This is a genomic window from Wolbachia endosymbiont (group A) of Melitta haemorrhoidalis, assembly GCF_964273365.1.
Lineage (GTDB): Bacteria > Pseudomonadota > Alphaproteobacteria > Rickettsiales > Anaplasmataceae > Wolbachia > Wolbachia pipientis.
In genome coordinates this window covers 230,053-244,815 of sequence record NZ_OZ187004.1, presented here as the reverse complement: position 1 = coordinate 244,815, position 14,763 = coordinate 230,053, and the positions used below count along the sequence as shown (strand labels likewise).

General features: G+C 35.8%; 13 protein-coding genes and 1 pseudogene. 7 read left to right on the top strand and 7 right to left on the bottom strand.

The features are described 5' to 3' along the window. Window positions 1–62: 62 nt before the first annotated feature. From ACICPZ_RS01220 to rpmG, 3 genes are all read right to left on the bottom strand, one after another. A complete protein-coding gene (locus ACICPZ_RS01220) occupies window positions 63–1,004 on the bottom strand; it encodes an IS5 family transposase (protein WP_264373782.1) in 942 nt (313 codons plus the stop codon). Window positions 1,005–1,312: 308 nt separating this feature from the next. Beyond that, window positions 1,313–1,588, bottom strand: a complete 276-nt coding sequence (locus tag ACICPZ_RS01215) for a helix-turn-helix domain-containing protein (protein ID WP_010082632.1) — start codon at window positions 1,586–1,588, stop codon at window positions 1,313–1,315. Window positions 1,589–1,613: 25 nt separating this feature from the next. Beyond that, on the bottom strand, window positions 1,614–1,814 hold the full coding sequence (gene rpmG / locus ACICPZ_RS01210) for a 50S ribosomal protein L33 (protein ID WP_010082633.1): 201 nt from the start codon (window positions 1,812–1,814) through the stop codon (window positions 1,614–1,616). A gap of 149 nt (window positions 1,815–1,963) precedes the next feature. Here rpmG and ACICPZ_RS01205 point away from each other — a divergent pair, with 149 nt between their 5' ends. The 7 genes and pseudogenes from ACICPZ_RS01205 (at window position 1,964) to ACICPZ_RS01175 (ending at window position 10,118) form a co-directional block, all read left to right on the top strand. After that, complete coding sequence (locus tag ACICPZ_RS01205; protein WP_095742804.1) at window positions 1,964–3,727, top strand: ribonuclease E/G; 1,764 nt, start codon at window positions 1,964–1,966, stop codon at window positions 3,725–3,727. Between the two features lie 86 nt (window positions 3,728–3,813). Continuing rightward, window positions 3,814–5,736 (top strand): molecular chaperone DnaK, encoded by a 1,923-nt coding sequence (gene dnaK / locus ACICPZ_RS01200; protein WP_012673300.1) that lies wholly within the window; start codon window positions 3,814–3,816, stop codon window positions 5,734–5,736. A 70-nt stretch (window positions 5,737–5,806) separates the two neighbouring features. Then, window positions 5,807–6,091: a BolA family protein gene (locus ACICPZ_RS01195; protein ID WP_077188332.1), complete on the top strand. Its 285-nt coding sequence runs from the start codon at window positions 5,807–5,809 to the stop codon at window positions 6,089–6,091. 7 nt (window positions 6,092–6,098) lie between these two features. Beyond that, window positions 6,099–7,332: pseudogene (gene metC / locus ACICPZ_RS01190) on the top strand (cystathionine beta-lyase). Continuing rightward, on the top strand, window positions 7,307–8,854 hold the full coding sequence (locus ACICPZ_RS01185) for a UDP-N-acetylmuramoyl-L-alanyl-D-glutamate--2,6-diaminopimelate ligase (RefSeq protein ID WP_264374047.1): 1,548 nt from the start codon (window positions 7,307–7,309) through the stop codon (window positions 8,852–8,854). The pseudogene metC and the gene ACICPZ_RS01185 overlap by 26 nt, the downstream one beginning before the upstream one ends. Before the next feature lie 165 nt (window positions 8,855–9,019). Beyond that, window positions 9,020–9,976 carry an IS5 family transposase gene (locus ACICPZ_RS01180; protein WP_264706272.1) on the top strand — a complete coding sequence of 319 codons (957 nt, stop codon included), beginning with the start codon at window positions 9,020–9,022 and terminating at the stop codon, window positions 9,974–9,976. 7 nt (window positions 9,977–9,983) lie between these two features. Next, complete coding sequence (locus tag ACICPZ_RS01175) at window positions 9,984–10,118, top strand: hypothetical protein (protein WP_256437791.1); 135 nt, start codon at window positions 9,984–9,986, stop codon at window positions 10,116–10,118. Window positions 10,119–10,154: 36 nt separating this feature from the next. Here the strand turns inward: ACICPZ_RS01175 and ACICPZ_RS01170 are convergent, their stop codons facing one another. The 4 genes from ACICPZ_RS01170 to uvrA form a co-directional block, all read right to left on the bottom strand. Next, on the bottom strand, window positions 10,155–10,886 hold the full coding sequence (locus ACICPZ_RS01170; RefSeq protein WP_155969427.1) for a ComF family protein: 732 nt from the start codon (window positions 10,884–10,886) through the stop codon (window positions 10,155–10,157). Window positions 10,887–11,007: 121 nt separating this feature from the next. Then, window positions 11,008–11,274, bottom strand: coding sequence for a hypothetical protein (locus ACICPZ_RS01165; protein ID WP_244663111.1), 267 nt, complete (start codon window positions 11,272–11,274; stop codon window positions 11,008–11,010). Beyond that, window positions 11,275–11,610, bottom strand: coding sequence for a hypothetical protein (locus tag ACICPZ_RS01160; RefSeq protein ID WP_264373774.1), 336 nt, complete (start codon window positions 11,608–11,610; stop codon window positions 11,275–11,277). Between the two features lie 54 nt (window positions 11,611–11,664). Then, window positions 11,665–14,460, bottom strand: coding sequence for an excinuclease ABC subunit UvrA (gene uvrA / locus ACICPZ_RS01155; protein WP_264373775.1), 2,796 nt, complete (start codon window positions 14,458–14,460; stop codon window positions 11,665–11,667). Window positions 14,461–14,763: the final 303 nt, after the last annotated feature.

Genomic DNA, 14,763 nt, shown 5'->3' with positions numbered 1-14,763 from the left:
ATCCCAGTGGGCTTTGTTGCATCACACTTTATGAGATGGTGATTTATGGTAAATTCATGTAACTATCTCAAATTTAGCCATACCAATATCAGTGAATTTATTAAGCAAATAGCATTTAGTTCTTTTTCTCGATTTATCTCAGATTTATTCCTAAAACTAAATCCGAATATTTGCTTTAATCTTGAGAAAAACCCTTCAATATAAGATCTTTTCCCATAATTTACTTCTTTTTTCCATTCTTTCATGCCATCTTCACCGTATAATTTTATTAACCTAATAGCAGCATTCCTGTCAGACATATAATCTATTTCTGGATGTTCTGCCGCATTGTTTATTGGTGGAATTTTTGTCTTTATATCATATTCGTTACACAACTTATAAAACTTGTGCCTATCACATGCTCTATCTGCATATAGTGCTTTTATGGCATGCTGAAAATCAACTTCTTTTAGCAAATCACAAGCTCCATAGTGATCAGAGTAGACACCGTTACTGTATTTTACAGCTATGGCTTTTTTGTTGTTTATATTCAACATTACGTGCAATTTTCTCGTTTGCTCATAGCCACGATATTTTCTGTCAGTGCTATTTTCCTTGCTGTGACCAGGAGTGTTGTTGTATATACTAATTCCTGTACTGTCTATAGCAATTTCGATATCTTCCATATTATTTTTATCAATTCTGCAATCATTTATCTTAATATTAAGTTTCTTAAACCTTCTTGATGCTTGTGAATAGCTGATAACTGCCAAATCTCTTCCTATTTGTTGCAAATACCCTTTTATAAACCCGACTGTTTGTCTTAAACCAATTCTAAAGAAACTGACGATTATATGCACCAAAATCACAACTTTATCACTATAAATATAGTTGCCGCCCTGCATTTTTGGACAATTCTCGTACCAATTTTCTATGGCGTCATTGATATAACAAAAAATGCTTCCTCTTTCTTGGAGAAATTTGTTATATTCATGGCAGTTACTGACTCTCATTTTTTGTGGCATATTTTTTCTTCAACAGTTAAATGGCTATTTATAATGAATTTTGTCAGTAACTGCCAGTTCTTTTCACTTGAGCGATGCAACAAAGCCATCCCAGTGTCAAGCACTGGGATGACATCGTAGGGGTGCTGGCCTGATAACCGTCATCCCGCTACTTGTTAGCGGGATCTAGAGATACCGCGAATGAATCGCGGTATGACGGTTCGCGGCGGCATGACGATAAGGTTTATACCTTGTCATCCCAGTGCTTGACACCGAGATTGATTTATCTTGTCTACCTTATTTTGCCACTCCGCTGAACGGATACCATATTATGCAGGTTTAGAATTATGCTTTATTCTTACGTTTATGTCTTGGCCCAATACAATCAATAAGTTAAGCAAGTATTCTAAGGAGAACCCTTCGATTTTTGACCTATTGATTTGAGATACTTTAGGTTGATCAATCTTTAGAGCGTTTGCTGCTTTTTTCTGTGTTGTGTACTTCTTACTTATTAATTGTGCAATGACCTTTATTAATTTCAGTTTTGTATCTTTCACATCCCCCAACTCTACTATTATAGGATAACTTAATTGTAAATTTTGCATAATAATAAAATTCCTTATAAAAAAATTACTTTAGTTTTTCTTCTTTAAATAACACATGCCTTCTGACTACTGGGTCATACTTCCTAAACTCCAGTTTTTTGGTGAGCTTTTTTGGATTACGCTTTTTTACATAAAAATAGCCAGTTGATTTTTCTTCACCAGTTTTTGTTATCTTGATTGCAGTGCTGACTAACTTAACGAGCAAAGAAGCATTTTTTTTCGCCATACTTATAATGATATAATAAATTCTATGCGAGTTTATTACGCAAAATACTAAAAGTCAATCGAATAATGCAGATTGCAAAATCCTTGACAATCAACAGTGCATTAAGTAGCATAAAGTTAACTTCAGAATAAAAAGCAAACGGTAAATAAGTGACAAATAGTGGTAAAAGGGTATTATTGATAGAAAATTCTATCTGTTCTAATGAGGTAAGAGTTGCCTTGTCAATTAATAACAAGGTTGTAGAATTTGAACAAGAATTCAAGGAAAAAAAACAATTAAGAGGTAATATATACGTTGCTTATATAAAGCGTATAGAGCCTTCTTTGCAAGCCGTATTTATTGAATATGGGAAAAATAAGCAAGGTTTTTTGTCTTTTTCCGAGATATCTCTAGATTACTTCAACATTCCAGAAAAAGAAAAGGAAACTATCTTTGAGGGCTACTCAAATGACGATTGTATAGAAGAAGCCTCAGCAAATGTTTCTTCAGATTCTGCAGCTAGTAAGAATGTCAACGGATCAGGTAGTGGTTTTGTAAGAGAGGTACCTTTATATAAAAAATACAAATTACAAGATGTTATTTCAGTAAATCAAAAAGTATTGGTCCAGCTAACTAAAGAGGAACGAGGCAATAAAGGAGCTTCATTTACAACATACATAACTTTAGTGGGTAGATACTGTGTTTTCATGCCAAATTCCATGAGCAAAGGTGGAGTGTCCCGCAGAATTGAAGATGCTAATGTCAGAAAGCAGTTAAAGGAGATACTGAGTTCAATAAACTTGCCAAAAAGATCAGGTTTAATAGTAAGAACTGTTGGTTCAGGAAAAAATAAGAAAGAAATTGAGCAGGATTACAATTACTTATCCTCATTATGGCAGAGCATTCAAAAAAATGCCTTCTCTGTAAACGTTCCATCATTAATTTACAATGAAGCAGATGTAATTATGAGATCTGTTCGTGATTTTTGTAGCGATGGTATAGAAGTTATAGTGTCTGGAAAGGAAGCTTTTGAGGCAGTTAGGCAATATGCTAACAATGCACTAAAAGGTAGTAAGTTGCGCTATAGATTGTATAGAGGTTATGCTCCGATCTTTACTTACTACGGAATCGAAGATCAAATTTCTGAGTTATATAGCAATAGAGTAGAATTGCCATCTGGTGGGTCTTTGATAATAACTTTAACTGAGGCGTTTGTTTCAATAGACGTAAATTCAGGAAAGATGACAGGAGAAGATAGCATAGAAGAAACAGCTTATAGAACCAACATGGAAGCAGTACCTGAAATATCAAGACAGGTGAATCTTAGGGGCCTATCAGGATTAATAGTAGTCGATTTTATTGATATGTTGAAATATCAGTATTGCAGAGCTGTTGAGTCTGCTATAAAGCAAGCGTTTAAAGATGATAAAGCTAAAGTTCAATTTAGCTACATAAATGACTTTGGTTTAATGGTATTTTCAAGACAAAGAATTAAACCAAACATACAAGAAATTAATACTACAGAGTGTTTACACTGCAAAGGTACTGGAAGAGTAAAATCAAACGAAGTAATTGTTTCATCAATACTAAGGGATTTACAACATATTGCTAACAAGAATCGAAATAAGTCTTTTGATTTAGTAGCACACAGTGCAGTTATAGCGCACATTTTTAATAACAAACGCAATACAGTTTCTACAATCGAAAAAGAGTTTAATATTACATTGAACGTTAGTATTGATAACAGTTTAGATGTAAATACATTTGTTTTAAAACAAGGAGATGATGTTAATTTAAACGGTTATAAGCCATTACAGAACTCTGGATACCAAATTGGGGATAGCAGCAATGAAGAAGCTGATAATTCAAATAAACTACGAGGCAATTTTTGGCTGACTAAGTGGCTTTCGCGCCTTTTAAGTTCTAATAACTAATTAGAAACCTAAATTGGGCTTGTAATTAATGAGCCCTATACTTATATATTCTTATATCAGATAATATTTACAATGGGGTACTCATTATGGGAAGAGCAATAGGCATAGATCTCGGAACAACAAATTCTTGTGTTGCAATAATGCAGGGCAAGGATACAAAGGTAATAGAAAATAAAGAAGGGGCAAGAACTACTCCATCTATAGTTGCATTGACTTCTTCAGGAGAAAGGTTGATTGGTGCTCCAGCAAAAAGGCAAGCAACCACCAATGCAAGTAATACCTTTTTTGCTACTAAGAGATTAATAGGCCGTCAATATAGTGATCCTGAGATGAAAAATCTAAGTGTACCATACAAAGTATTTGCAGCAAAAAGTGGTGATGCATGGGTTAAAACAACTGATAATAAAGAATATTCTCCTAGTCAAATTGGTGCATTTATACTACAAAACATGAAAGAGGCAGCAGAAGCTTATCTTGGAGAGGAAGTAAAAGATGCTGTGATAACAGTGCCAGCATACTTCAACGACTCTCAACGTCAAGCAACAAAAGATGCAGGAAAAATTGCCGGATTAAATGTACTCAGAATAGTAAATGAACCGACTGCTGCAGCACTTGCTTATGGTCTTGATAAGAAACATGGGCACACAATAGTAGTATATGACCTTGGTGGTGGTACATTTGACGTTTCAATACTTGAAATAGGTGATGGAGTTTTCGAAGTGAAAGCAACAAACGGTGATACCCATCTTGGAGGTGAAGACTTTGATAATGGAGTAGTGAGTTATTTACTAGATGAATTCAAGAAAAGTAATGGCATTGATTTGAAAAATGATCCAATGGCTATGCAAAGAATCAAAGAAGCTGCTGAAAAAGCGAAAATTGAATTATCAAGTGCAATGGAAACGGAAATAAATCTACCGTTTATTACAGCTGATGCAAGTGGTCCAAAACACTTAAATATGAAATTAACGAGAGCAAAACTTGAAAGCTTAGTGAATGATTTAATCGAAAGAACTATGGCTCCTTGTAAAAAAGCTCTTGAGGATGCTGGTTTATCTGCTAGTCAAATTGGCGAAGTGGTTCTTGTTGGTGGCATGACTCGTATGCCAAAAGTCATAGAGAAAGTTAAAGAATTCTTTGGCAAAGATCCACATAGAGGAGTTAACCCTGATGAAGTTGTAGCAATTGGAGCTGCAATACAGGCGGGGATCATTCAAGGTGATGTAAGAGATGTGTTACTACTTGATGTGACCCCACTTTCTCTTGGTATTGAAACTCTAGGAGGAGTATTCACTCCACTTATTGAGCGTAATACTACAATTCCTACTAAAAAATCTCAGGTGTTTTCAACTGCAGAAGATAACCAAACAGCTGTTACAATTAAGGTGCATCAGGGTGAAAGAAAACTGGCAGTTGATAATAAGCTACTCGGTCAGTTTAGTTTGGAAGGGATACCTCCTGCTCCGCGCGGAAGGCCACAAATTGAAGTGACATTTGATATAGATGCAAATGGAATAGCACACGTTTCTGCAAAAGATAAAGCTACTGGAAAAGAGCAAAAAATACGCATTCAATCTTCAGGTGGTTTATCTGATGATGAAATAAATCGCATGGTAAAAGAAGCTGAAGAAAAAGCGCAAGAAGATGAAAAGCGCAAAAAGTTTATTGAAGTGAAGAATCAAGCGGATAGCTTAGTCCATTCTACAGAAAAGTCTCTGACAGAGTATGGTGATAAAGTTTCACCAGAAGATAGATCTGCTATTGAAAATGCAGTTAACGAATTAAAAGAAGTTAGTAAATCTGATAACATTGATGACGCTGATTCAATACAGCAGAAAGTCACTAATCTTTCTCAATTATCTATGAAACTTGGAGAAGCTATGTATCAAGCATCTCAACAAAATAGTGCTGAAAATGGCTTTTCATCAGAAGGAAATCCAAATGATAAAGAGGAAAAAGTAGTAGATTCTGATTATCAAGACATAGATAATAAAGAAGAGAATAAGTAATTGCGATTGTCATCCAAGTAGCTGATACTGGGATGACAAGAGGAGCATATTGTTGCTTAAAGAAACCATTATGGATATTATTAAAACAATAGAAGAAAAGATACGCGATTCGATAGATGTAATTGATATCAACATTATCGATGAATCAGCAAAGCATGCTGATCATTATTTTGCTTCATCTTCAACATTACCTTCGCACATTAAATTAATATTAATATCTGACGGCTTTATTGGAATGAGCGTTCTAAAAAGACACAAGTTGATTTATGAGTTATTGAAGGGTGAGATAGAGCTAATACATGCAATTTCTCTTCACTTGTATACGCAAGATGAGTACAATTTAAAAAATAAATAATAAAAATGTGAAGGAAGAGTCTATATTAGTTAAAGCAGGAAGAAAATTTAATGACTATAAAGGTTCCATGAACCCGCCAGTTTATCATTCTTCTACCATATTATTCCCTACTTACAAGGACTACTTAAATGCAGCAAATGGAGAAAGTATATACGATGTAATCAATGATGGTGTTGCAAGGGATTATAGCTACAGTAATGTTGGTACTCCTACTGTTCATTATCTTTCAAATGCACTGGCTGAAATTGAAGGGAGTGGACAAGCGCTTATTTATCCTTCCGGACTATTTGCACTTACTTTTGCTATTCTAACTTTCGCTAAAGCAGGCTCGCACGTTTTAATTCAAGATAATAGTTATTATAGGCTTAGGAGGTTTGCAGAAAATGAGCTACCAAAAAGAGGAACAGAAGTAACTTTTTATGATCCAACACAGGATATAACTGATTTAATTCAGAGTAATACTTCATTGATAATGATCGAGACTCCTGGTTCTGTAACGTTTGAGATTTCGAATATAGAGCATATAGTAAAAGTTGCTAAGGAACATAAAATTGTGACCGTTTGTGACAATTCATGGGCCACTCCTTTGTTATTTAAGCCGCTTGATTATGGAGTTGATGTTGCACTATATGCGGTGACAAAGTATCTAGCCGGTCACTCAGATTTAGTGATGGGAGCTATGGTTGCTGAAGGTGAAACTTTTAAATTGCTTTATGAGAGCTATAAAAATTATGGAGTAACCATTCAATCGCACGACTGCTACCTTGCACATAGGGGACTAAGAACACTGCACACACGTATAAAAAGGCACCAAAATACAGCAATGGAAGTGGCAAAGTGGCTAGAAAAACATTTAAAAATCAAAAAAGTTTTGTACCCAGCACTTCCCTCCCATCCTCAACACGAATTATGGAAAAGTTACTTCAAAGGAGCAAGTAGCGTATTCAGTATAATACTGGATAGAGAATATTCATGTGAAGAACTAAGCTGCATGGTTGATCATATGAAAATTTTTAGTATTGGTGCTTCTTGGGGAGGGTGCGACAGTTTGATATTACCAATAGATCGTAGATCTATGTCAAGATCTGTAATGAATTCAGATTATGGTGGAAGTTTCATGCGGATATTTTGTGGACTAGAAGATTCTGAGGATTTGATCTCTGATTTAAATGCTGCACTAGCAAGACTGCTATGTTTGAATATCAAAGCTGGCAGATGAAACTGAGAGAATTACTGCATAACATTATTGATGTTAACTTTGATATTGAAATCAAGGGCGTTACATGTAATCCCAAGAGAGTCAAGGAAGGTTATCTTTTTGTTTGTGTGTCAGAAAGGAGTAAAGAATACGCAACATGCGATACTGGAATCCATATCCTTCCTACTGAATCACAGTGTTACGTACACAACTGTGTAGACGTTGTGATACAAGGGGCCAAGAAAGATGTCATCCCAGTGCTTGACTACTTGGATCCAGAAAATTTAATTGCAAATGAGCACACTAGGCAATTGTATAATAAAAACTGGATTCCAGTGTCACGCACTGGAATGACAGATACTTCGAGCTTTGCAGTGCTTGAACACCCAAACCCTCAAGAAATATACAGCGAAATAGTCAGCAGGTTTTATCAATTCAAACAGCCCAAATATGTTGCTGCTGTAACTGGTACAAATGGTAAAACTTCAGTAGTAGAATTTTGCCGCCAGATCTGGCAAAACTCTGGCTATAATGCTGCGTCTATTGGAACACTTGAAACATGCATCAATAATGGCAGAAAAGGTAATAGCAACAGCCTTACCACTCCAGGTGCAGAAGACCTTTACGCAACATTGCGTGGTATAAGTGTAGAACACTTAGTGTTGGAATCATCAAGTCATGGGATTGATCAATACAGAATCCATGGATTAAAGTTGAGTGCTGCAGCTTTTACTAATTTCTCGCAAGATCATTTAGATTACCATAAAAGTCTTGGTGGATATTTAGAAACTAAAAAAAGGTTATTTTACGAAGTATTACCAGAAGGAAAAACAGCGATTTTAAATGCGGATATAGATGAATACGGCGCATTGCTTAAAATAGCTGAAAAACGCAGTAATAAAGTTGTGACTTATGGAAAAAAAGGCTCTGATATTACTTTATTAGAGCAAACATCAACCCCTAATGGTCAACATCTTACAGTAAAAATTGATAACCAAATTTACAATACATTTTTCCCAGTTTTAGGAAAATTTCAAGCATATAATCTGCTATGTGCAATTGGTATATCTGGATTAAATTACAGAGAAATATGCGTAGAAAAACTCGTTTCTCCACCAGGAAGAATGGAAAAAGTGAAACCTTTTGCATTCGTGGATTACGCTCATACTCCAAGTGCGCTTAAACAAGCCCTATTGTCTTTAAAATGGCATATCAACAAAAAAATAATTCTAGTTTTTGGATGCGGTGGAAATCGCGATCAGACGAAACGTTCAGAAATGGGCAAAATAGCACAAATGTATGCAGATAAAGTAATAATTACAGATGATAATTCGCGTGATGAAGATCCGGCAAAAATTCGCCACGATATTTTGCTACATTGCCCTGATGCACTGGAGATAGGAGGTAGGAGAGAAGCTATAGAGAAAGGCGTAGATATTGCCTATAACGAGGGTATGATTCTGCTAGTTGCAGGAAAGGGAAATGAGAAATTTCAAATTATAGGCAACCAAACTTTTGAATTTAGCGATGTTGAGGTTATTAAAAATCATGCCTTAACATACTGATTTTCGCAATGGGCTTACCTCCGCTAATGTGCGAATATTGAAGCAAAAGTGATGTCATCCCAGTGCTTGACACTGGGATGGCTTTGTTGCATAGCAACTGAAAAAATCTGGTGGCTACTGACAAAATTCATTATAAAATAGCCATTTAACCTTGAAAGAAAAAATATGCCACAAAAAATGAGGGTCAGTAACCATAGCGAATATAACAAATTTCTAGAAAAAAGAGGAAATATTTTTCATTATATCAACGAAGCCATAGAAAAGTGGTACGAGAATGGTCCAAAAATACCAGGTGGCAACAATATTTATAGCGATAAAGTTGTAATTTTGGTGCACATAATAACTTGTTTATTTAGAATAGGCCTGAGGCAAACAGTTGGGTTTATAGCAGGATACCTTGAGCAAATTGGGAAAAATTTGCAAGTTATCAGCTATTCACAATCATCAAGAAGGTTTAAGAAACTCAATATTAAGATCAATGATTGCAGAATTGATAAAAATAATATGGAAGATATCGAAATTGCTATAGACAGTACAGGAATTAGTATATACAACAACACTCCTGGTCATAGCAAAGAAAATAGCGAAGATAGAAAGTATCGCAGCTATGAACAGACAAGAAAATTGCATGTAATGTTGAATATAAACAACAAAAAAGCCATAGCTGTAAAATACAGTAACGGTGTCTACTCTGATCACTATGGAGCTTGTGATTTGCTAAAAGAAGTCGATTTTCAGTATGTCATAAAAGTACTATATGCAGATAGGGCATATGACAGAGAAAAGCTCTATAAGCTGTGTAATCAATATGGTATAAAAACGAAAATTCCTCCGAAAAACAACGCAGCAGAGCATCCAAAGTTAGACTATATGGCTGAGAGAAATTCTGCAGTCAAGCTCATAAAGTCATATGATGAAGATGGTATAAAGAAGTGGAAAAAAGAGATGAGTTATGGAAAAAGATCTTATATAGAAAGTTTTTTCTCGCAACTGAAACAAACATTCGGGTTTAGTTTTAGGAATAAATCTGAGACAAATAGAGAGAAGGAACTACTTGTTAAATGCTATTTGCTCAATAAGTTCACTGATATTGGTATGGCTAAATTTGAGATAGCTTCATAAATTTATTGTGCGTTACCTACTATCCGAAGAGCGATGCAACAAAGCCATCCCAGTGTCAAGCACTGGGATGACACCCTCCTTGGCAAACAATGTTCGTACAGCTATGTGCGTGACGCTGGCGCTGGAATCTAGAAAAAAATAGATCCAAGTAGTCAAGCTACTTGGATGATACTGACTGCTAATTTTTTATGCAAGAGGTCCAATCATTCACCGTTCTTGCAAGTGATAGCACTCTCACTTCTTTTGCACCGGAGTTTAAAATTTCCTGAGAGCAAGATCTTACAGTTGCTCCGGTTGTTACCACATCATCAACTAATATCACGATTTTATTTTCGATAATTTTCTTGTTGCTTGTTTTAAAAGCCTTCTTTAAATTTTTTTCACGCTGTTTAAGTGAAAGACCAGCTTGAGGCGCAGTATGGCGAAGGCGTTTTATTGCAAATGGCGTATAGGATAAATTGGACAACTTACTCAATTCTTTTGCAAGCAGTGCTGCTTGATTATATTTACGTTTAAACAAGCGCATTTTATGTAACGGTATAGGAATTATGATCTCTGCGTTCTGAAATGTATCCTGATTAGCTTGGTGTATCCACTTTGCATAGATTTTTACGTAATTCAAATTATCAAAAAATTTGAAATTTATAATCATGTTTCTACTATGTTGATCATAAGCAAAAACTGATCTTAATACTTTAAACGGTGGAGGATTGATGATGCACTTACCACACGTATAAATATTGTCTGAGATTACTACGCCACAAACATTGCAGTAATGCTTAGTTAGAAAATTGATTTTTTTGTTGCATTCACTACACAGATTAAGATTTTCATCAATGATACATTCGCAACTTACGCATACGCTTGGAAATATGAGATTTGTAGCTTTTTTTAGTAAGAGAAGGTTCACAACTCATTAAATATATTATAAAATTTATATAGTATAGCTAAAGTAACTTGTGCTTACACTCTTTCACTTTTTATTTCATCTCAATATAGTTCAAACTAAGCCACTGCTGAAAAAGCAGAACTTATAACTCAGTAGATAAACGCTGATATTTTTCTGGTTCCTGTATTTCACTCAACTTACTTTGCACTTTGTCACAAGCCCACACAAGTGGCGTTATGATTGACGCGGCAGCCCAAACGATAGCAGCGCAAGCATAACTTACAATCTTGTTAAATACTCTAGCTACTGCATTAGCACAATCTTGCCCAGCACTTAAAAATGCATTTGAATGATCAACTAATGACTTTGTACTTGCTTTTAAACAATAGTCCCCTGTTATTTTTGACAATCACTTGACTGGAAAGTATGACAAACATGCCACTATCAAAAATAAAGGTTGCAATATTATGTTGGCTGCTAAAACAGCACCCAGTGTACACAATGAATACACTCCCTCTGCTCTGTGGCCCACGTATTCACATTTATCATTATCTTGATAATACTTGTTATAATTGTCTTTACTCTCAACTCCACAAATTACATCTTTCACAGGTCCTAGCACATTATCAACGTAACGTACAGATTTATAGAAACTATTTTCTGGAACTAGTGTGTTATCTTCTGCTTTCTTAGCAGGTACAACTCCATATTCAACGTACCTTCTAAAGTATCGATATACTGACATTCTTATCTCCAAATCATAAATATGCAACCTAGCCTAATATAATTAAGAAATAGTTTATAATAAATACGTTTTAAGATACCTGCCTGTAACACTTTCTGGAATTTTTACCACTTCTTCTGGAGTTCCAGTAGCAATCACTTCTCCGCCTTTTATTCCGCCCTCTGGTCCGATGTCTATTATATAATCTGCAGTTTTTATAACGTGCAAATTGTGCTCGATAACTATAACAGTGTTTCCCAGATCGACTAATCTATGGAGTATTTTTAGTAAGTTATTTATATCTTCAAAGTGTAATCCAGTTGTTGGCTCATCAAGAATATACAATGTTCTTCCGGTAAATCGTTTTGATAGCTCCTTGGACAGCTTTATTCGTTGTGCTTCACCCCCAGACAACGTTGTTGACGACTGTCCGAGTTTTATATAGCCAAGCCCCACTTCCTGCAAAGAAATCAACTTTTCTTTTACCATTGGAAGGTTTTCAAAAAAATCACAAGCTTGATCTATCGTCATATCAAGGACATCAGAGATTGATTTTTCTTTATAAGTAACTTCCAATGTTTCCCGATTATACCTTCGCCCTTTACATTGCTCACACTTCACATAAACGTCCGGTAGAAAATGCATCTCTATCTTTAAGTGCCCATCACCTTTACAAGCCTCACACCTTCCCCCTCTGGTATTAAATGAAAACCGGCCTATATTATATCCCCTTGCTTTTGACTCCGAAAGACCTGCAAACCAATTTCTTATATGAGTGAACATACCAACATATGTTGCTGGATTTGACGCAGGAGTTCTACCAATTGGCGACTGATCAACTTCTATAACTTTATCTATATATTCAAGGCCTTCTATTCTATCACACTGACCATACCTTGCAGACGAATGATGTATCTTATGTGCTGAATATTTATATAACGTTTCTATGACTAAACTTGATTTTCCCCCTCCTGATATTCCAGTAACACAAATAAGATTCCCTATAGGAAATTTAACGTTCACATTTTTTAAGTTATTTTCACATGCATTTATTACTTTTATGAACTGAGTTGCTTGCTTTCTTCTCCTTGGAATTAAAATTTTTTTCTCTCCACTCAAATATTGCCCTGTTATGCTCCCCGAATTTCTTTGCACCTGGTCTGGTGTTCCTTCTGCAACAACTTTTCCACCATTTACGCCAGCTCCAGGACCAATATCAATCGCATAATCAGCAGCCATTATTGTATCTTCATCATGCTCAACAACGATTACAGTGTTACCCATGTCTCTTAAGTTTTTTAGTGTGGCAATTAACCGATCATTATCACATTGATGAAGGCCAATCGAGGGTTCATCAAGAACATATAAAACCCCCGTTAATCCTGAGCCAATTTGCGAAGCAAGTCTGATCCTCTGACTCTCGCCGCCAGAGAGAGTGCTAGATTCTCGATCAAGCGTTAGGTAATTCAACCCTACATTCTTTAAAAATGTTAGCCTCTTGATTATTTCACTTAGTATTTTATTTGAGATTTGCTTCTGTTGTTCTGTGAGCTTGTCTGGCAAATTTTCAAACCACTTAAGGGATTCATCGATACTAAGCCCTGATATTTCACCTATATGTTTGCTATCAATTTTTACTGTAAGCGCTTCTTTTCTCAATCTATAGCCAGTGCATTCTCTGCAGTGAGTAACAGAGCAATATCGCTCAACAAGCGTTTCATCATAATCCATCTGGTTTTCTAAGATACTGACCAAACCTTGAAATTTACCGAAGCCAAAGAGTATCATATCTTTTACTTCTTGATCTATGTTCTTCCACGGAACATCAAGGCTAAATTTACAATTTTCAGCCAGTGATAGAATTGCACTTTTTAAAAATCCATAACCTGTGTGCACTTGACGGAACATTGATCCCACTGGCTTTAAAGCGCCTTCAGATATTGAAAGAGTTTCATCTGGCACTATCAGCTTCACATCAATAGCCAGCTTTTTACCAAGCCCATTACACGAACCACATGCACCGTAAGGGCTGTTAAAAGAAAATAATCTTGGTTCTATTTCCTCAAGAGTGAAACCAGACTCGGGGCATGCAAAATTCTCTGAAAAAGTCAGAATTTGACCATTTTTATACTCGGAATTATGGTTGTCAGGTAGGTTTACTATTTCTACATACATTAGACCATTACCAAGTTTTAGTGCGGATTCTATACTACTTGGCAGTCGATTTCCTATATCGCCCAATATTGATATTCTATCTGCAACCACAAAAATGTCGTGTTTCTTGTTCTTATCGAGTTTAGGCAAGTCATCTACATTGTACACTTCACCATCTATTTTGAACCTTACGTAACCTTGTCTTTTAATTTCCAATATCTCTTTAAGATGTTCTCCCTTTCTACCACGCACAACAGGGGCAAGTATATATATCTTAGTTTCTAAAGGTAACGCAATTATAGTATCTACAATTTGAGACACCGTTTGTTTTGTTATTGGTAATCCAGTTGCAGGTGAATAAGGAACTCCTATTCGTGCATATACTAAGCGCAAGTAATCGTAAATTTCGGTAACAGTTCCAACTGTTGACCTTGGATTTTTTGAGATCGATTTCTGGTTGATAGATATTGCAGGAGAGAGACCTGTAATCGACTCAACATCTGGTTTATCCTGAATGTTGAGAAATTGACGCGCGTAAGCTGACAGGCTTTCAACGTACCGGCGTTGGCCTTCTGCATAAATCGTATCAAATGCAAGGCTAGACTTGCCAGAACCACTTAGCCCAGTTATAACAACTAGCTTATTTTTCGGTATATTGACGTCTACACCTTGCAGATTATGTTCCCTTGCGCCCTTAACTCTGATAAAATCGTCCATATTATACCATATAGCGTATTAACCATTATAGCCTCAAAATACGTGAATTTATAGTGATATATTGATTTTCTATTGATTTTTTCAACTGTTACGGAAAATTAAGCAGCGTTTGATAAATCGTCATTCCGCTACTTGTTAGCGGCTGAGATACCGCGACGGTATGACGGTTAAGTAGGCCAGTGCCTCTATGATGTCATCCCAGTGTCAAGCACATAGCTGTACGAACGTTGTAGTTTAGGAGCAATTCCCACCAGTGGGCCAGTGCCCAGACACTGGTTCTATGCAACTTAATTAAAAACGTTT

Coding starts and splice junctions, on each gene's coding strand:
- ACICPZ_RS01220 (WP_264373782.1), bottom strand. CDS start 1,004: ATGCCACAAAAAATGAGAGTCAGTAACTGCCATGAATATAACAAATTT.
- ACICPZ_RS01215 (WP_010082632.1), bottom strand. CDS start 1,588: ATGCAAAATTTACAATTAAGTTATCCTATAATAGTAGAGTTGGGGGAT.
- rpmG (WP_010082633.1), bottom strand. CDS start 1,814: ATGGCGAAAAAAAATGCTTCTTTGCTCGTTAAGTTAGTCAGCACTGCA.
- dnaK (WP_012673300.1), top strand. CDS start 3,814: ATGGGAAGAGCAATAGGCATAGATCTCGGAACAACAAATTCTTGTGTT.
- ACICPZ_RS01195 (WP_077188332.1), top strand. CDS start 5,807: ATGGATATTATTAAAACAATAGAAGAAAAGATACGCGATTCGATAGAT.
- ACICPZ_RS01185 (WP_264374047.1), top strand. CDS start 7,307: ATGAAACTGAGAGAATTACTGCATAACATTATTGATGTTAACTTTGAT.
- ACICPZ_RS01180 (WP_264706272.1), top strand. CDS start 9,020: ATGCCACAAAAAATGAGGGTCAGTAACCATAGCGAATATAACAAATTT.
- ACICPZ_RS01160 (WP_264373774.1), bottom strand. CDS start 11,610: ATGTCAGTATATCGATACTTTAGAAGGTACGTTGAATATGGAGTTGTA.
- uvrA (WP_264373775.1), bottom strand. CDS start 14,460: ATGGACGATTTTATCAGAGTTAAGGGCGCAAGGGAACATAATCTGCAA.